The sequence below is a fragment of the Collinsella aerofaciens genome (assembly GCF_002736145.1).
Lineage (GTDB): Bacteria > Actinomycetota > Coriobacteriia > Coriobacteriales > Coriobacteriaceae > Collinsella > Collinsella aerofaciens_A.
On sequence record NZ_CP024160.1, the window covers coordinates 1,139,479 to 1,159,711 of the forward strand.

27 protein-coding genes are annotated in these 20,233 nt (G+C 60.6%); 2 read left to right on the forward strand and 25 right to left on the reverse strand.

Annotated elements, in window-relative coordinates; translation table 11 throughout:
* Positions 1-42: 42 nt before the first annotated feature.
* The 20 genes from rplQ to yqeB form a co-directional block, all read right to left on the reverse strand.
* Positions 43-510, reverse strand: a complete 468-nt coding sequence (gene rplQ / locus CSV91_RS04955; RefSeq protein ID WP_099432038.1) for a 50S ribosomal protein L17 — start codon at positions 508-510, stop codon at positions 43-45.
* A gap of 30 nt (positions 511-540) precedes the next feature.
* Complete coding sequence (locus tag CSV91_RS04960; RefSeq protein WP_006235276.1) at positions 541-1,482, reverse strand: DNA-directed RNA polymerase subunit alpha; 942 nt, start codon at positions 1,480-1,482, stop codon at positions 541-543.
* 32 nt (positions 1,483-1,514) lie between these two features.
* Positions 1,515-2,111, reverse strand: coding sequence for a 30S ribosomal protein S4 (rpsD, locus tag CSV91_RS04965; RefSeq protein ID WP_006235275.1), 597 nt, complete (start codon positions 2,109-2,111; stop codon positions 1,515-1,517).
* A 19-nt stretch (positions 2,112-2,130) separates the two neighbouring features.
* Positions 2,131-2,535 (reverse strand): 30S ribosomal protein S11, encoded by a 405-nt coding sequence (gene rpsK / locus CSV91_RS04970; protein WP_006235274.1) that lies wholly within the window; start codon positions 2,533-2,535, stop codon positions 2,131-2,133.
* Positions 2,536-2,549: 14 nt separating this feature from the next.
* Positions 2,550-2,924, reverse strand: coding sequence for a 30S ribosomal protein S13 (gene rpsM / locus CSV91_RS04975; RefSeq protein ID WP_022094275.1), 375 nt, complete (start codon positions 2,922-2,924; stop codon positions 2,550-2,552).
* A 14-nt stretch (positions 2,925-2,938) separates the two neighbouring features.
* The gene (gene rpmJ / locus CSV91_RS04980; RefSeq protein ID WP_006363204.1) at positions 2,939-3,052 is read right to left on the reverse strand and encodes a 50S ribosomal protein L36; all 114 of its coding nucleotides are present in this window, start codon (positions 3,050-3,052) and stop codon (positions 2,939-2,941) included.
* 150 nt (positions 3,053-3,202) lie between these two features.
* Positions 3,203-3,421, reverse strand: a complete 219-nt coding sequence (gene infA / locus CSV91_RS04985; protein WP_035137443.1) for a translation initiation factor IF-1 — start codon at positions 3,419-3,421, stop codon at positions 3,203-3,205.
* A gap of 143 nt (positions 3,422-3,564) precedes the next feature.
* Positions 3,565-4,353 (reverse strand): type I methionyl aminopeptidase, encoded by a 789-nt coding sequence (gene map / locus CSV91_RS04990; protein WP_006235270.1) that lies wholly within the window; start codon positions 4,351-4,353, stop codon positions 3,565-3,567.
* Positions 4,350-4,976 carry an adenylate kinase gene (locus CSV91_RS04995; protein ID WP_099432039.1) on the reverse strand — a complete coding sequence of 209 codons (627 nt, stop codon included), beginning with the start codon at positions 4,974-4,976 and terminating at the stop codon, positions 4,350-4,352. The genes map and CSV91_RS04995 overlap by 4 nt, the downstream gene beginning before the upstream one ends.
* 18 nt (positions 4,977-4,994) lie before the next feature.
* Positions 4,995-6,281, reverse strand: a complete 1,287-nt coding sequence (secY, locus tag CSV91_RS05000) for a preprotein translocase subunit SecY (RefSeq protein WP_035137447.1) — start codon at positions 6,279-6,281, stop codon at positions 4,995-4,997.
* Positions 6,275-6,724 carry a 50S ribosomal protein L15 gene (gene rplO, locus CSV91_RS05005; protein ID WP_006235267.1) on the reverse strand — a complete coding sequence of 150 codons (450 nt, stop codon included), beginning with the start codon at positions 6,722-6,724 and terminating at the stop codon, positions 6,275-6,277. Before rplO ends, secY begins: the two co-directional genes overlap by 7 nt.
* A gap of 3 nt (positions 6,725-6,727) precedes the next feature.
* Entirely contained in the window at positions 6,728-6,910 is a 183-nt protein-coding gene (gene rpmD, locus CSV91_RS05010; RefSeq protein WP_006235266.1) for a 50S ribosomal protein L30, read from the reverse strand.
* 2 nt (positions 6,911-6,912) lie between these two features.
* A complete protein-coding gene (rpsE, locus tag CSV91_RS05015) occupies positions 6,913-7,437 on the reverse strand; it encodes a 30S ribosomal protein S5 (RefSeq protein WP_022094279.1) in 525 nt (174 codons plus the stop codon).
* A gap of 14 nt (positions 7,438-7,451) precedes the next feature.
* Entirely contained in the window at positions 7,452-7,820 is a 369-nt protein-coding gene (rplR, locus tag CSV91_RS05020; RefSeq protein WP_055252235.1) for a 50S ribosomal protein L18, read from the reverse strand.
* Between the two features lie 75 nt (positions 7,821-7,895).
* Positions 7,896-8,432 carry a 50S ribosomal protein L6 gene (rplF, locus tag CSV91_RS05025; protein ID WP_099432040.1) on the reverse strand — a complete coding sequence of 179 codons (537 nt, stop codon included), beginning with the start codon at positions 8,430-8,432 and terminating at the stop codon, positions 7,896-7,898.
* A 33-nt stretch (positions 8,433-8,465) separates the two neighbouring features.
* Positions 8,466-8,864 carry a 30S ribosomal protein S8 gene (gene rpsH / locus CSV91_RS05030; protein WP_006235262.1) on the reverse strand — a complete coding sequence of 133 codons (399 nt, stop codon included), beginning with the start codon at positions 8,862-8,864 and terminating at the stop codon, positions 8,466-8,468.
* 119 nt (positions 8,865-8,983) lie between these two features.
* The gene (locus CSV91_RS05035; protein WP_022094280.1) at positions 8,984-9,169 is read right to left on the reverse strand and encodes a type Z 30S ribosomal protein S14; all 186 of its coding nucleotides are present in this window, start codon (positions 9,167-9,169) and stop codon (positions 8,984-8,986) included.
* A 79-nt stretch (positions 9,170-9,248) separates the two neighbouring features.
* Positions 9,249-9,806, reverse strand: coding sequence for a 50S ribosomal protein L5 (gene rplE / locus CSV91_RS05040; protein WP_006235260.1), 558 nt, complete (start codon positions 9,804-9,806; stop codon positions 9,249-9,251).
* Between the two features lie 311 nt (positions 9,807-10,117).
* Positions 10,118-11,161, reverse strand: a complete 1,044-nt coding sequence (locus CSV91_RS05045) for an XdhC family protein (RefSeq protein WP_099432041.1) — start codon at positions 11,159-11,161, stop codon at positions 10,118-10,120.
* A gap of 9 nt (positions 11,162-11,170) precedes the next feature.
* Positions 11,171-11,965 (reverse strand): selenium-dependent molybdenum cofactor biosynthesis protein YqeB, encoded by a 795-nt coding sequence (gene yqeB, locus CSV91_RS05050; protein ID WP_099432042.1) that lies wholly within the window; start codon positions 11,963-11,965, stop codon positions 11,171-11,173.
* 102 nt (positions 11,966-12,067) lie between these two features.
* Here yqeB and yqeC point away from each other — a divergent pair, with 102 nt between their 5' ends.
* A complete protein-coding gene (gene yqeC, locus CSV91_RS05055) occupies positions 12,068-12,805 on the forward strand; it encodes a selenium cofactor biosynthesis protein YqeC (protein WP_099432043.1) in 738 nt (245 codons plus the stop codon).
* 45 nt (positions 12,806-12,850) lie between these two features.
* On the opposite strand, the gene hydA is transcribed toward yqeC, so the two are convergent.
* The 5 genes from hydA to dpaL form a co-directional block, all read right to left on the reverse strand.
* A complete protein-coding gene (hydA, locus tag CSV91_RS05060) occupies positions 12,851-14,218 on the reverse strand; it encodes a dihydropyrimidinase (RefSeq protein WP_099432044.1) in 1,368 nt (455 codons plus the stop codon).
* A gap of 9 nt (positions 14,219-14,227) precedes the next feature.
* A complete protein-coding gene (locus tag CSV91_RS05065) occupies positions 14,228-14,842 on the reverse strand; it encodes a nucleotidyltransferase family protein (RefSeq protein WP_099432045.1) in 615 nt (204 codons plus the stop codon).
* A 150-nt stretch (positions 14,843-14,992) separates the two neighbouring features.
* The gene (gene ygeW / locus CSV91_RS05070) at positions 14,993-16,195 is read right to left on the reverse strand and encodes a knotted carbamoyltransferase YgeW (RefSeq protein WP_055252229.1); all 1,203 of its coding nucleotides are present in this window, start codon (positions 16,193-16,195) and stop codon (positions 14,993-14,995) included.
* A gap of 201 nt (positions 16,196-16,396) precedes the next feature.
* Positions 16,397-17,782: a YgeY family selenium metabolism-linked hydrolase gene (locus CSV91_RS05075; protein WP_099432046.1), complete on the reverse strand. Its 1,386-nt coding sequence runs from the start codon at positions 17,780-17,782 to the stop codon at positions 16,397-16,399.
* Positions 17,783-18,019: 237 nt separating this feature from the next.
* A complete protein-coding gene (gene dpaL / locus CSV91_RS05080; RefSeq protein WP_055252227.1) occupies positions 18,020-19,234 on the reverse strand; it encodes a diaminopropionate ammonia-lyase in 1,215 nt (404 codons plus the stop codon).
* 277 nt (positions 19,235-19,511) lie between these two features.
* On the opposite strand from dpaL, the gene CSV91_RS05085 reads away from it, so the two are divergent.
* Complete coding sequence (locus CSV91_RS05085; RefSeq protein ID WP_172622452.1) at positions 19,512-20,165, forward strand: helix-turn-helix transcriptional regulator; 654 nt, start codon at positions 19,512-19,514, stop codon at positions 20,163-20,165.
* Positions 20,166-20,233 lie beyond the last annotated feature (68 nt).

The following is a 20,233-nucleotide window of genomic DNA, read 5'->3' on the forward strand; positions in this document are numbered from 1 at the left end:
CGCGAACGTACCCCTCGAATATAGCCTATGCAGACGGAATGTCTACTCAGCGCTCTCCTCGGCAGCAGTCTCCTCGACAGCCTCGACCTTCTTGGGAGCAGCGGCCTTCTTGGGGGCCGGAGCGGCCTTCTTGGCCTTAGGCGTGCAAGGCTCGGTGACGAGCTCCATGATAACGATGGGAGCGTTGTCGCCCTTACGGTTACCGAGCTTCATGATGCGGGTATAACCGCCGTTGCGGTCCTGCCACATGCCCTGGGCAGCCTTGTCGAAGATCTCGGCAACGAGCTGCTTATCGCCGAGCTTGGCGATAGCCAGACGACGAGAATGCAGGTCGCCCTTCTTGGCCCAAGTGATGATCGGATCGACGACCGAACGCAGCGCCTTAGCGCGGGTCTCGGTGGTCTTGATGCGGTCGTTCTCGAAGAGGGCCTTAGCAAGGCTCTTCTTCATGGCCTTGGTGTGGCTCGCATCGGTGCCGAGCTTCAGGCCCTTCTTAACGTTGTGACGCATGGTCTAGTTTCTCCTCAAATATGCGAAGCATTAAGCCTTCAGGCTCAGGCCCATGGACTCAAGCTTGTCCTTCACTTCCTCGATCGACTTAACACCGAAGTTACGGATGTTGAGCAGATCGTTCTCCGAGAACTCAACGAGCTGACGGACCGAGTGAATGCTGGCGCGCTTAAGGCAGTTGTAGGAACGGACGGAAAGGTCCAGATCCTCGATCTGCTTGTCCAGCTCGGCGTTGTCGTTGGTGACCTCGGGAGCGAAGATCGAAGCCTCCTCCTCGACCTCGGGGGTCTCGGCAAGGTTCATAAAGGCGGCCATATGCTGGTTGATGATATTGGCAGCCTGGACCACGGCGTCGCGCGGGGCGATGGAGCCGTTGGTCTCGATCTCGAGGACAAGGCGGTCGTAGTCGGTGTGCTGACCGACACGGCAAGCCTCAACGAGCTTGGCGCAACGGGAAACCGGCGAGTACAGCGAGTCGACGTGGATCACACCGATGGGATCGTTATCGCGCTTGTTAGCCTCGCCAGAGACATAGCCGCGGCCATAGCCGATGCGCATGCTCATGGTGAGATGGCCACCCTCGGTGAGCGTAGCAATGTGCTGCTCGGGGTTGACCAGCTCAAACTCGGACGGAATAAAGAAGTCCGCACCGGTGACCTCGCAGGGGCCGTCAACCGAGATGGTGGCGGTCGCCTCGTCGGTCGTGCCGAGAGCCCTGAAGACAAGACCCTTGACATTCAGGACGATGTCGGTGACATCCTCGACCATGTTAGGGATGGTCATGAACTCGTGCTGCGCACCATCGATCTGAATAGCCTCGACGGCGGCACCCTCGAGCGAGGACAGAAGAACGCGACGAAGGGAGTTACCCAGCGTATCGCCGTAACCACGCTCGAGCGGCTCGACGGAGACACGAGCAGACGTCTCGTTGATCTCTTCGACCTGAACCTGAGGCCTAATGAATTCTGACATGTATTACCTCCAGCCTCAGCAGCCCGGATGGACTACTTAGAGTAGAGCTCGACGATGAGCTGCTCGTTGATATCACCGCTGATCTGCTCACGCGTCGGCAGAGCGAGCACGTTACCAGACAGCTTCTCGATATCGACCTCGAGCCAGCCAGGGACCTCAAAGCGCTCGGAGGAAATCAGGGCCTCCTTGATGGGGAGGAGGTCACGGAACTTCTCGCCGACAGCGACGACGTCGCCGGCCTTGACGCGGTAGGACGGGATGTCCACGCGCTTGCCGTTCACGGTGAAGTGACCGTGACGGACGGACTGACGAGCCTCTTTGCGGGTACGGGCGAAGCCAAGACGGAAGACGACGTTGTCGAGGCGAGACTCAAGGATGATCATGAGGTTCTCACCGGTGACGCCGTTCATCTTGCGGGCCTTGTTGAAGTAGCCGTGGAACTGCTTCTCCAGAACGCCATAGATAAACTTGACCTTCTGCTTCTCGCGCAGCTGCATGCCGTACTCAGATTCCTTGCGACGGCGCTTGGGCTGACGGATAGATTCCTTCTTGCTGCTGTAACCGAGCTCAGCGGGATCGATCCCGAGCTGACGGCAGCGCTTAAGAACAGGAGTCCTGTCGATTGCCATATTGATACGATCCTTTCAGTTACACGCGGCGACGCTTCTTGGGGCGGCAGCCGTTGTGCGGAATGGGGGTCTTGTCCTGGATGCTCGAGACCTCGAGGCCAGCAGCCTGGAGGGAGCGGATGGCGGTCTCACGACCGGAGCCGGGGCCCTTGACGAAGACGGAAACCTTCTTCATACCGTGCTCCATGGCCTGCTTGGCAGCAGCCTCGGCAGCCATCTGGGCAGCGAACGGCGTGGACTTACGGGAGCCCTTGAAGCCCACCTGGCCAGCCGACTTCCAGGAAATGACGTTGCCCTGGGGATCGGTGATCGAAACGATCGTGTTGTTGAACGTAGAACGAATGTGAGCCTGGCCCACGGAAATGTTCTTACGGTCCGCGCGCTTCAGACGGGCAGCGCGAACGTTCTTCTTAGCAGTAGCCATCTATCTAGCGCTCCTTATTTCTTCTTCTTAGCACCGATCTGACGCTTCGGGCCCTTGCGGGTACGAGCGTTAGTGTGGGTGCGCTGGCCGCGGACCGGGAGGCCCTTGCGGTGACGAAGGCCGCGGTTGCAGCCGATGTCCATAAGGCGCTTGACGTTCTGGTTGCGCTCACGGCGGAGGTCGCCCTCAACCATGATCTGGTTCTTATCGATATAATCGCGGATGGCGTTAACCTCATCCTCGGTGAGGTCCTTAACGCGCGTATCCACGTTAACGTTGCACTCGACGCAGATCTTCGTCGCAGTGGTGCGGCCGATGCCGTAAATGTAGGTCAGACCGATCTCAACGCGCTTCTCACGCGGGAGGTCGACACCATTAATACGGGCCAACGTAGTCTCCTCTCTTAACCCTGACGCTGCTTATGACGGGGGTTCTCGCAAATGACGAGGACCTTGCCATGGCGCCTAATGATTTTGCACTTATCGCACATCTTCTTGACCGAAGGACGTACCTTCATCGTTCTTCCTTTCGGTAGCGCTCAAACTACTTCCCTACTATCTACTCGCCCAGCCGCAGGCGTTTAAAACTATGGCTGGTCTTCACACACAATCCGACCGTAGGTTGAGCTAAGCCTGCAGTCGGAAATGGAGTGCGTGTATGCGTGCCGCTATTTGTAGCGATAGGTGATGCGGCCGCGGGTCAGGTCATACGGGGAAAGCTCCACGACAACCCTGTCACCGGGGAGAATACGGATGTAATTCATTCGGATCTTGCCAGAAATGTTGCACAGAACCGAATGACCGTTCTCGAGCTCGACCTTAAACATGGCGTTGGGCAGCGGTTCCTTTACCGTACCCTCGAGCTCAATTGCGTCTTCCTTCTTCACAAGCAATCATCTTTCTCTAGAAAACGACAGCGATTGAGTATTCTACAATACGCATGCACGTATCGTAATATCTTCGTAATGGCTCCACAACTAAGCGGAACTTGTTACATTTGAAATGTTAAGGCGTGCATTTGACGCAAGCCCTACATTTCACCGCCCTGCAAGGAACACCAAGCACCTTGGGCATCCGTGGTGAGAATCACCGGACCGTCATTGGTAATGGCGACGGTGTTCTCGTAGTGCGCGGCGGGCAGGTGGTCGTTGGTCGTAACAATCCAACCGTCGGAGCCCGTGCTCACATGGTTGGAACCCATCGTAACCATCGGCTCGATGGCAATGACCATGCCGGCCTGGAGGCGAACGCCCCTCCCCTTCTTTCCATAGTTAGGCACGTTGGGGTCCTCGTGCATCACGCGGCCAATGCCATGGCCCACATAATCACGAAGCACGCCGTAACCGTGAGACTCGGCGAGAGACTGAACGGCATAACCGACGTCCCCGATATGGTTACCGGGAACAGCCTGCTCGATGGCAGCCTTAAGGCAATCGCGCGTGACCTCGCACAAAGCCTTGGCCTCGGGCGTGGGGGTACCGACGAAAAACGTCCAAGCGTTATCGCCGACCCAACCGTCAACAACGGCTCCGGTATCGATGGAGATGATATCGCCATCGCGCAGGATCATGTCGGGGTTGGGAATACCGTGGACCACGGCATCGTTGATCGATGCGCAAATGGTCCCCGGGAACCCGCCGTAACCCTTAAAGGCCGGGGTGCCACCATGCATGCGGATAATCTGCTCCGCGAGCTGATCGAGCTCAAAAGTCGAAACGCCGGGGCGCACCATGGCTCCAACGTGGCGGAGCGCCATCTTAGATAGCGCTCCTGCCTTCTTCATCTGCTCGATTTGCGTTGCAGACTTAATCTTGATCATAGACCGAGAGCCTCTTTGACATCCCCGTACACGGTCTCGCGAGCCTGGTTACCGTTGACCGACTTGAGCAGACCCTGGCCACGATAGTAGTCGACGAGCGGGCTCGTGGACTTCTCGTAGACGTCGAGACGGTTCTTGATGGTCTCGGGCTTGTCGTCGTCGCGCTGATACATCTCGCCGGCGCACTTGGGGCAGGTAGCATCGGCAGCGGTGCCGGTGTAACCGCAGGCGCGGCAGGTGCGACGCGAAGACAGACGATCGATAATGACCTCGGGGGCCACGTCGACCAGAAGGGCGCAGTCGATCTCGCGACCCATGGCGGAGAGCTCGGAATCGAGCGTCACGGCCTGGGCGGTGTTGCGCGGGAAGCCGTCGAGGATGAAGCCCTGCTGGGCGTCATCGGCGGCAAGGCGCTCCTTGACAAGGTCGATCACGAGCTGGTCGGGAACGAGCTCGCCAGCGTCCATGTACTTCTTAGCCTGAATACCAAGCTCGGTGCCACCCTTGACGGCAGCACGCAGCAGGTCGCCCGTGGAAATGTGGGCGACGCCAAACTCGGCGACGAGCTCCTGTGCAACGGTGCCCTTACCGGCACCCGGAGCTCCGAGCAATACGAGGTTCATGAGCAATCCTCCTCTAGCCTATTTAAAGAATCCATCGTAATCATACATCTTGATCTGGCCTTCGAGCTTATCGACCGTGTCGAGCACGACGCCGACCATGATGAGGATGGACGTGCCGCCAAACGCCTGGATCAGATGGTTACCCGTGAAGGAGAAGATGATCGAAGGCACGATGGCGATGAGCGCCAAAAAGACAGCGCTGGGAAGCGTGATCTTGTTGAGGGCGTTCTTGATGTAGGCCGCGGTAGCCCTACCCGGACGCACGCCCGGAATAAAGCCGCCCTGCTTCTTAAGGTTGTCGGCCGTGTCATCGGGGTTGAACACCATGGAGGTGTAGAAGTACGCGAAGAACACGATGAGGACAACGTTAAGCACCCAGTTGAGCCAACCGGTCGAAAGCGCGGAGGCAACTGCCTGAATCCAGCCGATGCCGGGGAAGAACACGGCAATCTGAGCCGGGAAGTACAGCAGCGCCGAAGCGAAGATGATCGGTACGACACCCGCGGTGTTGACCTTGATGGGCAGGTAGGTGGTCTGGCCACCCATCATGCGACGGCCCACGACGCGCTTAGCGTAGGAGACCGGGATGCGGCGCTGGCCGCGCTCAAGGAAAACAATCAGGGGGATAACCAGCAAGATGATGGCGCAGATGATCACCATGGTGATGATGCCACCGGCATTGCCCTCGGTGCTGGAGAAGATCGCTTGCGGCAGACCGGCCATGATGTTCGCAAAGATGATCAGCGACATGCCATTGCCGATACCGCGCTGGGTGATGAGCTCACCAATCCACATGATCAGCATCGCGCCCGCGGTGAGCGTACCGACGATCATGAGGTCGAAGATGATCTCGGGAGCGCCGGCGCCATTGAAGCTGATGCCGAAGCTCTTAAAGAGGAAGAGGTAACCCACGGAGTTGAGGATTGCCAGAGCCAGGGTGAGGTAACGCGAATACTGCGTAATCTTGGTCTGACCGACCTCGCCCTCGCGGGCAAGCTCATGCAGGGAAGGCACAACGGCCTGGAGCATCTGGAGGATGATCGAGCTGGTGATGTAAGGCATGATGCCCAGCGAAAACACCGACACATAGCTCAACGCGCCGCCAGAGAAAAGATTCAGGAGGGCCATAGCACCTGCGGCGACCGAATTGTTATCGGTCGAGAAAAGGCCCAGCATCCCCTGGAAGGGAATGCCGGGCACAGGAACGTGCGCACCAATGCGGTACACGACGAGCATAGCTATGGTAAAAAGAATCTTTTCGCGCAATTCTTTGATGCGGAAAGCATTCTTAAGACCATTTAGCACGGCAGCTCGACCTTTCCGCCGGCGGCCTCGATCTTGGCCTGCGCAGAAGCGCTGACCTTGTCGACCTTGACCGTGAACTTCTTGGTGAGCTCACCATTGCCGAGCACCTTGACGGGCTCGAACTCGCTCTTGGTGATGCGAGCGGCCTTAAGAGCGGCACCGTCGATCACAGCGCCGTCCTCGAACTTACGCTCGAGACGCTCAACGTTAACAGCGGTGTACTCGATACGACGGGGGTTGCGGAAGCCCGGAAGCTTGGGCAGGCGCATAGCCAGCGGAGTCTGGCCACCCTCGAAGCCGGCACCCTTGGTGCCGCCAGAGCGAGAACCCTGGCCCTTCTGACCGCGGCCAGAAGTGGTGCCGTGACCCGAAGAATTGCCACGGCCGACGCGCTTGCGGTTCTTGGTGGAACCGGGCGCGGGAGTAAGATCGTGAAGCTGCATTTGCTACTCCTCTACAATCTCGACAAGGTGCTTGACCTTGAAGATCATGCCGCGGACGGACTCGTTGTCAGCAATCTCGCGAACCTCGCGGATCCTGTGGAGACCGAGGGCACGGACAGTACGGACCTGGTCCTGCTTGCAACCGTTGGTGCTGCGGACCTGCTTGATCTTGATGGTGTCAGCCATGCTTAGTTCTCCTTACCGACGAACATCTCGGAGACCGTCAGGCCACGGCGAGCCGCGACGTCCTCAGGGCTGGAGAGCTCCTTGAGGCCCTCGACGGCAGCCTTGATGATGTTGAGGCCGTTGTCGGTACCGAGGGACTTGGACAGGACGTTCTTGATGCCAGCAAGCTCAAAGAGGGGACGCACAGCGCCGCCGGCGATAACGCCGGTACCCTCGACAGCGGGCTTGATGATGATGCGGCCGGCACCAAAGTGACCGAGAACCTCGTGCGGAATGGTGCCCTGATCGGTCACCGGCACGTGGAACATGTTCTTCTTGGCATCGAGAGACGCCTTGGAGATGGCCATGGGCACCTCAGCGGACTTGCCCATGCCAACGCCGACGTTGCCCTTGCCGTCGCCAACGACGACGAGAGCGACGAGGCTCATGCGACGACCGCCCTTGACGGTCTTCGACACTCGGTTGATGTAAACGACGCGCTCCTCGAACTCGGAGGCCTCGCGCTGCTGCTTCTGATTACGAGCCATGTGCTACATACCTCCTAGAACTCGAGACCGGCGGCACGAGCACCGTCGGCGAGGGCCTTGACGCGGCCATGGTAGATACGGCCACCGCGATCGAAGGCGACCTTGGTGATGCCGGCCTCGATGGCGCGCTTGCCAACGAGCTGACCGACCTTCTCCGCAGCCTCCTTGTTCGAGGTGTGGGTGCCCTTGAACTCCGCCTCGAGGGTCGAGGCGGAGACGAGCGTCAGGCTGGAGCCCTTGCTGTCGTCGATGATCTGGGCATAGATGTTGGCGTTAGTACGGGTCACGCGAAGACGCGGACGCTCGGCGGTACCCGAGACCTTGCCGCGAACACGACGCTGACGACGCTTGAGGCCTTCCAGCTTCGCCTTATGCTTGTTCATACGTAAACTCCTAAAAAGGTTGATCTTGCCAGCACCTGACGGGGTGCTGGTCTTATGCGAGTGAGTCGGTTACGACTACTTGGCGGCCTTACCCAGCTTGCGGCGGATGTGCTCGCCAACGTAGTGGATACCCTTGCCCTTGTAAGGCTCGGGAGGACGATAGCCGCGGATCTCAGCGGCGATCTGACCGACCTGCTGCTTGTTGATACCCTTGACGTTCACGTGGGTGTTGTCGGGAACCTCGAAGGTGATGCCCTCGGGAGCCTCGACGATCACGGGGTGCGAGAAGCCCAGGGAGAACTCGAGGTTCTTGCCCTTCTGCTGCACGCGGTAACCGACGCCGGCGAGCTCGAGCTTCTTCTCGAAGCCCTCGGAAACGCCAACAACCATGTTGTGGATGAGGGCGCGGGTGAGGCCGTGGCGGGCACGGGTCTCACGCTCGTCGTCGGGACGGGAAACGGTGAGGACGTTGTCCTCGACGTTGATAGCGAGCTTCTCAAAGACATCGAGCTCGAGCTGGCCCTTGGGGCCCTTGACGACAACGTTGTTGCCGTTGACTGCCACTTCGACTCCGGCGGGAATCTGGACAGGCTTATTACCGATACGAGACACGGTGATCTCCTTTCCTTCTACCTACCGAGCGAATTACCAGACGTAAGCGATGATCTCGCCGCCGACGTTGTGCTTGCGAGCATCGCGGTCGGTCATGACGCCATGGCTGGTGGAAATAATGGCGGTACCAAGGCCACCGCGGACGCGGGGCATGTCGGCAACGCCGGTGTACTTACGCAGGCCCGGCTTGGAAATGCGGCGGATGCCGTTGATGACCTTAGCCTTCTTGGGACCATACTTAAGCGTGATGTGCAGAGTCTTCTGGGGAACGGTGTCCTCGACATCGTAGCCCTCGATGTAGCCCTCCTCGTGCAGAACACGAGCGATCTCGACGAGCTTCTTGCTGCTCGGCATGGAGACCGTGGCCTTGTTCACAGAGTTAGCGTTACGGATGCGCGTAAGCATATCTGCGATCGGGTCTGTAAGGTTCATACAGATTCTCCTTCGTTCTTGATGAACACGTGCTCTTGGTTCTTCGCCGCCCTTAACGGCAAAGCCTTTTTAGCGCGTTTTCCCTGTTCCAAACTGATGCTTGAAACGCTGGTAGTGACTTACCAGCTGGCCTTCTTAACGCCGGGAAGCTCGCCCTTGAGTGCAAGCTCGCGGAAGCAGACACGGCACAGGCCGAACTTGCGGTACACAGAGTGCGGACGGCCGCAGCGCTGGCAGCGCGTGTACTCACGAGTAGAGAACTTCTGCTTGCGATTGCACTTGACGATCATCGATGTCTTAGCCACTTATATCCTCCTCACATAGAGTATTGTTCGCCCCAAGCGCCGCCCCCTTGTGGGAACGGCGCTTATAGGGCAGGTGAACCTATTTCTTGAACGGGAAACCGAAGGCGTCCAGAAGGGCCTTGGCCTCCTCATCGGTGTTGGCGGTGGTCACGAAAGTGATGTCCATACCACGCTGGTGATCGACGGAGTCGAAGTCGATCTCGGGGAAGATGAGCTGCTCGGTGACGCCCATGGAGAAGTTACCACGGCCGTCGAAGCTCTTGGCGGAGATACCGCGGAAGTCGCGGATACGGGGGATCGCGACGGAGGTCAGACGATCGAAGAACTCCCACATACGGTCGCCACGCAGGGTAACCTTGCAGCCGATCGGCATACCAGCGCGCAGGCGGAAGGTAGCGATGGACTTGCGGGCACGGGTGATCATCGGCTGCTGGCCGGTGATGGCGCGCAGGTCGCGCACGGCACCGTCGATGGCCTTGGAATCGGTAGCGGCCTCGCCGACACCCATGTTCACGACGATCTTCTCAAACTTAGGGATCATCATGACGTTCTCGTACTGGAACTTGTCCTGAAGCTGCTGCTTGACCTCGTTGTTGTACTTGGTCTTCAGACGCGGCACATACTTCTCTTCTGCCATTGTTCACTCCTTCTTGGGGTTTTAAGCACGGGGCGTGGCCACGATGGGTTGTCCTCGTGCCTCCTGGCTGCATCCGCGCCGCTCATGGCATTTCGCGGTTTGGACTCGACGCAGCAGGAGCCGACAAAACAATCGGTACTATACGCGCATCGGGAGCGTATTTCCAGAAAAACCTCGTCTGCCTGCACAACTCCACAACTCCCCCGCACAAATGGGTCCCAACAAGCAGTTGCGGTGAAATAGGGACCGTTTGACGGCTTAACAGGCTTAAACAGTCCGTATTTCACCGCAACTCATATATGGGGATGCGATTAGCGCTTGCGGGGGACGAGCTTGGTGCGGCGCAGGTGAATCATCTCGGCAGCGATGGAGATGGCGATCTCCTCGGGGTCCTCGGCCTCGATGGCGACACCGATCGGCAGGTGCAGCTCGTCGATTTGCTCCTGCGTAAAGCCCTCCTGCTCCAGACGGGCGCGCACAAAGGCCGTCTTGCGGCGCGAGCCCAAACAGCCCAGATAGGCGGGCTTGGCGCGCATGGCCTGAATCACCACGTCGATATCGGACTTGTGACCCGCCGTGGCGACGACCACTAGGTCGCGCGGGCCGATGGGGCACTGCTTGCTCAGGTTCTTGTAGTCGACCAGACGACGGTCGTAGACACCGGGCACCCATTCGGGGGTCAGCGTGCCGGGACGGTCGTCGCAAGCCACGACGGCAAAGCCCGCCGCCGTGAGCACCCGCGCCGTCGCAGCACCCACGTGGCCGCAGCCAAAGATATAGGTCAGGCCCTCGGGGCAGAGCGTCTCGATGTGCGCCGCGGGAATCTCGGAGGCCGCGTTGGTGTAGGTGACCTTACTCCCCTCCTCCACCAGCGAAAGCCCGGGGCAGCCGTCAATGGTATGGCGCGATGCCTCGCCATGGCACTCGGCCACATCGCCCTCGAGCGCGCTCGCGATAAACGGCTCAAAGTCGATGACGAAGTCGCCGATGCGTCGATACGCCAGCACATTGGCAATCTCCTGGAACAACGGTGCCTTGGTCGCGTCCAGGTGCAGATAGCACAGGCAGATAGCTCCGCCGCAAATCATGCCGGTATCGGAGTTCTCGCCGCCCATGGTGTAGCGGACCAGACGCGATTTACCCCCGGCCAGCAGCTCGCGCGCCTCATCCAGCGCAAAGAGCTCAATCTTGCCGCCGCCGATAGTGCCCGCCTGGCTGCCATCGGCAAAGACAGTCATCCATGCGCCCACACCGCGCGGGGACGACCCCGCCGTACCGGCCACTACCACCAGCTCGCACGTCTCGCCAGCACGCAGGGCGGCAAGCGCCGCATTCACCACATCGAGCTTTTCCATTGCCGCCTTCTATCCTCTAAAGACATCGGTGAGCATAGCAAGCGCCTCGAGCACGCCGCCGCCGACCGATGTCGCCTTGTCCGAAATATAGTTGATATAGCTGGCGTCGCCGCGCGGATCGACATCGGCGCATTTAAAGCCCTCAGTCACCTGAACACCGTTCGCCAAAAGCCCGCGCAGACAGCCATCGATCTGCGTGCACATGGGCGTATCGCCCGCGTAGCCAATCACGTCTCCGGCGCTCACGATGTCGCCGATTGCGCGGTCGGACCGAAACACGCCGGCGGCGGGGCTGTGGATAACACGTTCCTTGCCATAGCCGGCGATAATGCCCGGCACGCCCGTGTTGGGCTGGGGCGAACCTTGGGTAATGACACGGCCGAGAAAATGCCCGCGCATGGTCTCGACCACGGCGTCGCAGTCAACCGGCGCGGTAAAGCCCGGCCCCACAGCGATGACGGCAGGCGCCATGTCGCGCGTGGTGCCCAAGTTGCGCTTAGCCAAAATCGCGTCGACCACAGCCGCGGGTTTAAGCTCATCGAGCATCTTGGCCTGAGGGTCCACCACAACGGCGACGTCTCCAGCCTCGGTAATCTCAAGCGCCTCAGCCGGCGTCTGTGCCAAGCGAGCGCGAATGCCTTCGACCTCGACCTCGCCCAGGCGAATGGCCTCGCAAAAACAGATCGTGCGGCGGATGCACGTGGGAACCGCGATATCGGCCATAACGACCGAAACGCCGGCGCGCACCAAGCGAGCGGCGACGCCCGTGGCGATATCGCCGGCGCCGCGAACATAAACGAGCATTCCCGGGGCACCTCCCTGTGCTACGGTTTGAGCAGAGCAAAAGCGGTCCGGCCGCTACTCTGATGATTATTTATTATCACAGTATTATACGGCGGTGAACAGATGGAAACGACGAGCGGAAACCTTGCCTCCGCGCTCAAGATCGAGCCGGGGATTACCGCGATTATCGGCAGCGGCGGCAAGTCGACCCTGCTGAAGACGCTGGGTCTCGAGCTCATGCGCGGCGGCGGCAGGGCGCTCCTCTGCACCACCACGCACATGTTTCCCGTCGCCGGCGTGCCGTGGGACGGGTCGAGCCGTCGCCTGGACGCCGCGCCTTGGAAGCCGGGGGCCCTGCATGTTCCCGGCTGTACCTGCGAGGTATGCGCTGGCATGAGCCGCGGAAGCATCTGCCAAGCGGGTGTCTTGGACCCGGAGACAGGCAAGCTCTCCTCCCCTGCCGAGCCGCTCGACCAGCTGGCGCAGCGCTTTGACTACGTCCTGGCCGAGGCAGATGGCAGCAAGCGACTCCCGCTCAAGGCGCATGCCGCCTGGGAGCCGGTAATTCCCGCCGCCACGGCAAACGTTGTCTGGGTCGTCGGCGCCTCGGGGCTGGGCAAGCCCGTCGCCGAGATTGTCCACCGCCCCGAGATCTTCTGCGAGCGCTGCGGCTGCGAGCCCACCGACGCTGCCACCCCAGAGCGCGTCGCCATGGTGCTCAATGCCGAGCTGCAGATGCTGAACCTCAACAATGCCCGCATCATGCTCAACCAAGTCGACACGCTTGCCGATCCAACGATGGCAGATCGCTTCGAGGCAGCCCTCGGCCGCTCCGTCGTCGCCACCAGCCTCAAGGGGTAGCTAAAAGAGCCCCGTCCCAAATTAGCTACCCTGGCGGCCTTCCTGTTAGCGGGGCACGTAGCGGCCGGGTTGGGCTCCGGTGGGCTCGCCGTCGCGTGCCGCCAGCACGCCGTTCACAAACACGGCCTTGGCGCGGCCATGTGCCTCAAAGCCCTCGAGCGGCGTGTAGTCCACGGCCTGATGCTGCGTCGCGGCGCTGATCGTCCAACGCGCGCACGGATCCCACACGCACACGTCGGCATCGGCGCCCTCGGCAAGACAGCCCTTGCGCGGATACATGCCAAAAACGCGCGCCGGATTCTCGCTCATCAAGCGGCACAGATCCTCGGGACCCAGCTGTCCCTCAAAGCTCGTGGCAATCGCAACGGGACGATGCTCCACGCCGGGCCCGCCGTTGGGAATCGCGCGGAAATCATCGCGTCCTCGGTCCTTTTGCCCGTGCAGGTTAAAGCTGCAATGATCGGTCGCAATAGTATCGATCTCGCCAGCCACAAGCGCCTCGCGCAGCGCGGCACGGTCACCGGCATGGCGCAGCGGCGGGCTCATCACGTACTTGGCGCCCGCAAAGCCGTCCTCGCCCTGCTCCAGATAGCAGGTGTCGTCGAGCATCAGATACTGAGGGCATGTCTCGACATAGATGTTCTTCTGCCCGCGCGCTTTGGCAGCGCGAATGGCCTCGAGCCCCAGCTTGGTCGAAAGGTGCACCACGTTGACCGGAGCGTCCCCGGCCAAGTGCGCCAGATACAGCAGGCGGCTCACGGCCTCGGCCTCGCACACGTCCGGACGGCTGAGCGCATGGCCCTCGGGCCCGTGGATACCCTGCTCAAACACGCGCTTCTGCAGCGCGTTGACCAACGTGCCGTTCTCGCAATGCACGCACAGGATACCGCCCACGCGCTTGAGCTCCTCCAGCACCTCGAGCGTCTCGGCATCGTCCAGGCGCAGATGGTCGTAGGCAAAGTAGGTCTTAAACGACGACACGCCCGCCTCGCGCATGGCCGAAAGATCGGCGCGGTTGCGCTCATTCCACTCGGCAAGCGCCATATGGAAGGCATAGTTGGCGGTGCAGGTGCCGTCGGCGCGATGATGCCACTCGACCAAGGCATCGGGCATGGTCACGCCGCGATCGGCCGTCGCGTAGTCCACAATGGTCGTCGTGCCGCCGCAGGCAGCCGCGCGCGTGCCGGTCTCAAAGCTATCGGCTGTCCAATCCATGCCGGTCCAGCACTGCATGTGCGTGTGCCCATCGATAAAGCCCGGGAACACCCAGCAGCCCGCAGCATCCTCGACGGTATCGCCCTCGGCCGGCTCAATCGCCGCGGCAATCCGCACGATCTTATCGCCATCCATGGCAAGATCGGCGCGGCGAAGCCCCTGGGGCGTCACGAGTGCGCCGTTTTTGATGATGATCATAATTGCTCCTTATTGATTGATGCACTTGGCCACGCGATCAAAATACGAGCAGGCGGCGATATGCTCCGCTATGCGTCGCTGCCCCTTGGCGGTATCGACGTCCCACAGCTCGTAGGCACGCGCCTCGACCAACACCACGTCGGTACGGCCCTTTAGAATCGAACCGCCGCCGTCCTTGCCCTCAAGACATATGAGTGCATCGAACAGTTCCGCCGGAAAGAGCACCGGGCTTGAAGGCTCACCGTTGCACGCAAGACGCACCGGATGCTTGCGGCTACGCTCATCAAACGCGCGAACCATAGCCTCAAAAGAATCCGAACTCACGAGCGGCTGGTCGCCCGGCAAAAAGAGGCAACCTTTCCAGTTGCGTTCGACTCCCCACGAAAGGCCCGCACGGACGCTTTCGCTGCGCAGCTCGCCATCGTGCAGCACACACGGGCAATGCTTGTCCTCGCAAATCTGAGCGACCCCGGGCCAACGCGTCGAAACCACGACGTCAAAGCCCCAGGGAACCGAATCGATGGTCCGGGCAATCAGCGGCTCGCCATAGATATCGGCAAGCATCTTGTTAGAGCCAAACCGCTTGCCCTCGCCCGAAGCCATAATGACGCATCCAAGTTTCATGGTGATACCTCCCCTGAAACCATCGTACCCATAACTCGCGCCGCGGGCATCCACATCGAAAGCGCTTATCCCGCACGCCCGCGATGCAAAAAAGGGGCACCCCGCCGGTTGGCAGAGCGCCCCCTTTACATGGCTTACCTCAGCCCGGCTTTAGGCCTGGAACCAACGGGCGGTGTTGCGCTCGTCGAGGGCCTTGAGGGTAGCGGCGGGATCGGCAACCTTCTGCAGGAACATCATGGCTGCGATGGCGTACGGCTTGTAGCTGGCCTCCTTGTACATGCCCACGCGGTGCATGTCGAAGACGTCGGCGTTGACCTCGCCGTGCTCGCAGGAGACACCGGAGATGTCGGCGGGCAGCGGGTGCATAAAGATGGTGTCCTGGCCGTTGGCAGTCTTCTCCATAAGCTCGGTCGTGGAGCACCAGTCCTGATGGGTGGCGTTCTGAGCGAGCAGCTCCTTCTCGAGCGCAGCGATGCCGGCGTCGTCGCCCTCGGCGTACAGGTTCGTGCGCTTCTCCATGGCGGCAAACGGAGCCCAGCTCTTGGGGATCACGATGTCGGCGCCCTCGAAGGCCTCGGCCATGGTGTTGACCTGCTTAAAGGTGGTGCCGGACTCGGCGGCGTAGCCCTTGGCGCGCTCGACGACCTCGGGCATGAGGTCGTAGCCCTCGGGGTGGGCCAGGGTGACGTCCATGCCAAAGCGGGGCAGCAGGCTGATCAGCGACTGCGGGCAGGACAGCGGCTTGCCGTAAGAGGGCGAGTAGGCCCAGGTAACGGCAACCTTCTTGCCCTTGAGGTTCTCAAGACCGCCAAACTCGTTGATGAGGTAGAGCATGTCGGCAGAGGACTGCGTGGGGTGATCGGAGTCGGACTGCAGGGAGATGAGCGTGGGACGGTGATCCAGAACGCCGTCCTCGTAGGCCTGCTGAACAGACTCGGAGACCTCGGCCATGTAGGCGTCGCCCTTGCCGATGTACATGTCGTCGCGGATGCCGATGACGTCGGCCATGAAGGAGATCATGGTAGCGGTCTCGCGGACGGTCTCGCCGTGAGCGATCTGGGACTTCTTCTCGTCCAGGTCCTGCAGCTCAAGACCGAGCAGGTTGGCTGCCTTAGAGAAGGAGAAGCGCGTACGGGTGGAGTTGTCACGGAACAGGGAGACGGCCAGACCCGAATCGAAAATCTTGGACGAAACGTTGTTCTCGCGTAGCTCGCGCAGGGCGTCGGCGACGATGTAGAGCGCCTTGAGCTCATCGGTGGTCTTATCCCAGGTGTGCAGGAAGTCGCTGCCGTACATGCCCTTAAAATCGAGGCCGTTCAGCTGCTCGACGAGCTCGGTAAACTTGGCGTCCATGTAAATATCCTTTCCAAAGATGAAACGATTGTAATGAGTAGATGTGCTCCGGCATGCGCGTGTGGCTAGAACATGCAGAGCACTATGACGAGGACCCGCTACCGTTGAGGAAGCATGGGAGATAACGACCGCGGGCCCCGAGTCAACAGGGGGTGCCGGGGACACAAGCGGCCCCCGGCTCAACAAGATCAAGGAATGGGACTAGTCGATCTTGTTGTTGGTCAGACCGGCGCGGAACACGGTGGCGTCGCCATCGGCCTGGCTCGGATCGTAGAGGTTCAGGGCAGCCACGTACATGGCGGCAGCGGTGACCAGGTCGTCCTTGTAGGTGACCTCGTTGGGAGCGTGAGCCTGAGACTCGGCACCCGGGCCAAAGCCGACGCAGGGGATGCCGTAGCGGCCCTGGATGGAAACGCAGTTCGTGGAGAAGGTCCACTTGTCGCACAGCGGACGACCGGTGCGCTTGTCCATGCTGGGCTCGCAGCCGATGCGCTCGTCACCAAACATGGCCTTGTGGGCGTCGACGAGGGCCTTGACGTGCGGAGCGGTCTCCTTGTTGATCCACGTGGGGAAGTAAGCCTCGGTCTCGTAGACCTCGCCGGTCCAGGACGGACGGTCGTACATGTACATGGAGACCTTCACGTCGTCGCCGTACTTCTTGGCGGCCGGCAGGTTGCGGATCTCGTCCAGGCAGGACTCCCAGGTCTCGCCGGCGGTCATGCGGCGGTCGATGGAGATGGCGCAGGAATCAGCCACGGCGCAACGGCTGGGGCTGGTGTAGAAGATCTGGCTGACGGTGCAGGTGCCGCGGCCCAGGAAGCGGGCGTCCTCGAAGTGCTCGGGGTTGTACTTGGGGTCGAGCATCTTGACGAGGCCCTTGATGTCGGTCGACTCGTCGCAGCCGTTGTTGTTGAGGGCGCGGACGTCGGCGATGATGTCGGCCATCTTGTAGATGGCGTTGTCGCCGCGGTCGGGAGCGGAGCCGTGGCAGGAGGTGCCGTGAACGTCGACGCGGATCTCCATGCGGCCGCGGTGACCGCGATAGATGCCGCCGTCGGTGGGCTCGGTGGAAATGACGAACTCAGGCTTAATGCCGTCCTTGTTGTAGATGTACTGCCAGCACATGCCGTCGCAGTCCTCTTCCTGGACGGTGCCGACGACCATGATCTTGTAGCCCTCGGGGATGAGGCCCATGTCCTTCATCATCTTGGCAGCGTAGGTAGCAGAAGCCATGCCACCCTCCTGGTCGGAGCCGCCGCGGCCGTAGATGATCTCGTCGGTCTCGTAGCCCTCGTAGGGATCGGCATCCCAGTTCTCGATGTTGCCGATGCCGACGGTGTCGATGTGGGAGTCGATGGCGATGATCTTGTCGCCCTCGCCCATAAAGCCCATGACGTTGCCCAGGCCGTCGACCTTGACCTCGTCATAGCCAAGGCTCTCCATCTCGGCCTTGATGCAGGCAACAACCTCACCCTCTTCGCAGGACTCAGAGGGGTGGGAGATCATAGCGCGCAGGAAGCGAGTCATATCAGCACGGTGGGACTCCGCAGCAGCCTTAATGGCATCAAAATCGAGTTCTTTAGTCATAACAGTCAACCTTTCTACAAGGGTTTACCTACAGGTAGATATTTCAGATAGATCACTTGTGCCAAGCAGCGTGAGGTCGAGTACCCGGCAAGCAAGTAAACGTAGGGTGGCGGAGCATATGTTTGCTCCGTCGCGAGTTCCGCACGAGCCGGAGAGCACTTAATGTGCTCTCCGTGCGAGCAGGACTGTTCGAGCAGGGAGCAAAGTCCTCCGGCTGCCTCCGGACAGGTCAGTCTGCTAGCAAGTCGGATACTCGCCCTCCCAGACGATGCGACGGTACTGATCCGGATCGGTGTCGCCCTCGGTGGAGAAGCAGAGTACGGAGCTCGTCTTATCCAGGCCGATGAGCTCCTTGAGCTCGGCGTACTCGGGATCGAGCATGAGGGTCTCGACCAGGCCGGTGGTCACAGCGCCGGACTCGCCGGAGATGACGCGCGGGTCGCCCTTCTCGGGAGCGCCCAGGGTGCGCATGCCGCGAGCGGTGACCCAGTCGGGGCAGGACACGAAGGCGGTGGTGTGGTTGCGCAGGATATCCCAGCCCAGAATGTTGGGCTCGCCGCAGCACAGACCGGCCATGATGGAGGGCATGTCGCCGTCCACGATGCGCGGATCGCCGTCGCCGGCGGCAGCGCCCTTGTACAGACAGGCGGCAGGCGCGCACTCAACCACGACGAAGGTGGGCGGGTTATCGGGATACAGGTTGGTGAAGTAGCCCACCACGGCGCCGGCGAGCGAACCCACGCCAGCCTGGACAAACACGTGCGTCGGGCGGTTGATGGCCATCTCGCGCAGCTGCTCGGCAGCCTCGGAAGCCATGGTGCCGTAACCCTCCATGATCCAGGACGGGATCTTCTCGTAGCCCTCCCAGGCGGTGTCCTGAACGATGACGCCGCGCTCGCAGGCGTCGGCCTCGGCGGCGGCCATGCGCACGCACTCGTCGTAGTTGACCTCTTCGATGGTCACCGTGGCGCCCTCGGCGGCAATGTTATCAAAGCGGGGCTTGGTGGAACCCTTGGGCATGTGCACGACAGCCTTCTGGCCCAGCTTGTTGGCAGCCCATGCCACGCCGCGGCCATGGTTGCCGTCGGTGGCGGTAAAGAAGGTGGCCTGGCCAAAGTCCTTGGCAAGCTGATCGGAGGTCAGGTAATCGAAGGTGCACTCGGCAACGTCCTTGCCGGTCTCGTCGGCAATGTAGTTGGCCATGGCAAACGAGCCGCCCAGGACCTTAAAGGCGTTGAGGCCAAAGCGATAGCTCTCGTCCTTAACGCACAGGTTGGACAGGCCCAGGCGCGCGGCCTGGCCGTCCAGGCGGGCAAGCGGAGTGACGGTGTACTGGGGGAACGACTGGTGGAAGGCGCGGGCCTTCTTCACGTGGTCGAGACTCATGATTCCCAAGTGCTTGTCATCGCTCTTGGGCATCGTGTTGCCCGCCCACTGGATCTTATCGGCCATACGGTGAACTCCTTAAGTCCTCTCTTGCCGGCCCCCGCATACGCGTTTCAGCCCGATCCCATTCACACGGCTGAACTTTTATGTGGATGCCAAACAAAAAGTTTGTTAGTAATGTTCTATCACACTTTTTGATTGGCATACCTAACGAATTGTTTGTTGCCGTAATCGGTACTTTTTCGCCGCCGAACGGTCATGAATTGCCTTGTTGATGGATTTGTTTGCGGTCAAGTGGGGTTTATGGCACAGTGAGCCCAAACTAATTTTTAGGAAGGCACCCATGACCCCCGCACAGATTGAGTTCTACAAGCGCCTTGCACATGGCCTGGCGCTCCAATTTGGCCCCAACTGCGAAATCGTCGTCCACGATCTGGAGACCGATGACGTGGACCACTCCATCGTAGTGATCGAAAACGGCCACGTCAGCGGGCGCAAACTGGGTGACGGCCCCAGCCATATTGTGCTTGAATCCATGCACGAGGGCACCGCCGACGTGCACGACCGCGAGCCGTACCTCACCAAAACCGCCGATGGCAAGCTGCTCAAGTCCTCGACCATCTTTATCCGCAACGACGAGGGCAAGCCCGTCGGCATTTTGGGTATTAACTTTGACATTACGCTTATGAAGGCTTTTGAGCGTTCGCTCGACGCCTTTACCGGCACCGGCGGCACGGGCTACACCGAGCCCGAGCCCATTACCAAGAACATCGGCGACCTGCTCGAGGACCTGCTGCACGAGTGCGAGCAGTTTGTGGGCAAGCCCGCGGCGCTCATGACCAAAGACGAGCGCATTCGTGCCATTGGCTACCTCGACCGTCGCGGCGCCTTCCTCATTTCCAAGTCGAGCGAACGCGCCTGCGAGTTCTTTGGCATCTCCAAGTACAGCTTCTATAGCTACCTCAATGAGGCCAAGGCGGCGGCCGGCGACAAGTAGGCACTCGCCTAGATTGCCCCTCCCCTTTTGGGCGCGAGTTCTGGAAAGCGCGAATCCAAGACCGAGCC

Excerpts from the sequence above, each read along its gene's own strand:
- rplQ (WP_099432038.1), bottom strand. The coding sequence starts at position 510 with ATGCGTCACAACGTTAAGAAGGGCCTGAAGCTCGGCACCGATGCGAGC.
- CSV91_RS04960 (WP_006235276.1), bottom strand. The coding sequence starts at position 1,482 with ATGTCAGAATTCATTAGGCCTCAGGTTCAGGTCGAAGAGATCAACGAG.
- rpsD (WP_006235275.1), bottom strand. The coding sequence starts at position 2,111 with ATGGCAATCGACAGGACTCCTGTTCTTAAGCGCTGCCGTCAGCTCGGG.
- rpsK (WP_006235274.1), bottom strand. The coding sequence starts at position 2,535 with ATGGCTACTGCTAAGAAGAACGTTCGCGCTGCCCGTCTGAAGCGCGCG.
- rpmJ (WP_006363204.1), bottom strand. The coding sequence starts at position 3,052 with ATGAAGGTACGTCCTTCGGTCAAGAAGATGTGCGATAAGTGCAAAATC.
- map (WP_006235270.1), bottom strand. The coding sequence starts at position 4,353 with ATGATCAAGATTAAGTCTGCAACGCAAATCGAGCAGATGAAGAAGGCA.
- CSV91_RS04995 (WP_099432039.1), bottom strand. The coding sequence starts at position 4,976 with ATGAACCTCGTATTGCTCGGAGCTCCGGGTGCCGGTAAGGGCACCGTT.
- rplO (WP_006235267.1), bottom strand. The coding sequence starts at position 6,724 with ATGCAGCTTCACGATCTTACTCCCGCGCCCGGTTCCACCAAGAACCGC.
- rpmD (WP_006235266.1), bottom strand. The coding sequence starts at position 6,910 with ATGGCTGACACCATCAAGATCAAGCAGGTCCGCAGCACCAACGGTTGC.
- rpsE (WP_022094279.1), bottom strand. The coding sequence starts at position 7,437 with ATGGCTCGTAATCAGAAGCAGCAGCGCGAGGCCTCCGAGTTCGAGGAG.
- rplR (WP_055252235.1), bottom strand. The coding sequence starts at position 7,820 with ATGAACAAGCATAAGGCGAAGCTGGAAGGCCTCAAGCGTCGTCAGCGT.
- rpsH (WP_006235262.1), bottom strand. The coding sequence starts at position 8,864 with ATGAACCTTACAGACCCGATCGCAGATATGCTTACGCGCATCCGTAAC.
- rplE (WP_006235260.1), bottom strand. The coding sequence starts at position 9,806 with ATGGCAGAAGAGAAGTATGTGCCGCGTCTGAAGACCAAGTACAACAAC.
- CSV91_RS05045 (WP_099432041.1), bottom strand. The coding sequence starts at position 11,161 with ATGGAAAAGCTCGATGTGGTGAATGCGGCGCTTGCCGCCCTGCGTGCT.
- yqeB (WP_099432042.1), bottom strand. The coding sequence starts at position 11,965 with ATGCTCGTTTATGTTCGCGGCGCCGGCGATATCGCCACGGGCGTCGCC.
- yqeC (WP_099432043.1), top strand. The coding sequence starts at position 12,068 with ATGGAAACGACGAGCGGAAACCTTGCCTCCGCGCTCAAGATCGAGCCG.
- hydA (WP_099432044.1), bottom strand. The coding sequence starts at position 14,218 with ATGATCATCATCAAAAACGGCGCACTCGTGACGCCCCAGGGGCTTCGC.
- CSV91_RS05065 (WP_099432045.1), bottom strand. The coding sequence starts at position 14,842 with ATGAAACTTGGATGCGTCATTATGGCTTCGGGCGAGGGCAAGCGGTTT.
- ygeW (WP_055252229.1), bottom strand. The coding sequence starts at position 16,195 with ATGGACGCCAAGTTTACCGAGCTCGTCGAGCAGCTGAACGGCCTCGAT.
- CSV91_RS05075 (WP_099432046.1), bottom strand. The coding sequence starts at position 17,782 with ATGACTAAAGAACTCGATTTTGATGCCATTAAGGCTGCTGCGGAGTCC.
- dpaL (WP_055252227.1), bottom strand. The coding sequence starts at position 19,234 with ATGGCCGATAAGATCCAGTGGGCGGGCAACACGATGCCCAAGAGCGAT.
- CSV91_RS05085 (WP_172622452.1), top strand. The coding sequence starts at position 19,512 with ATGACCCCCGCACAGATTGAGTTCTACAAGCGCCTTGCACATGGCCTG.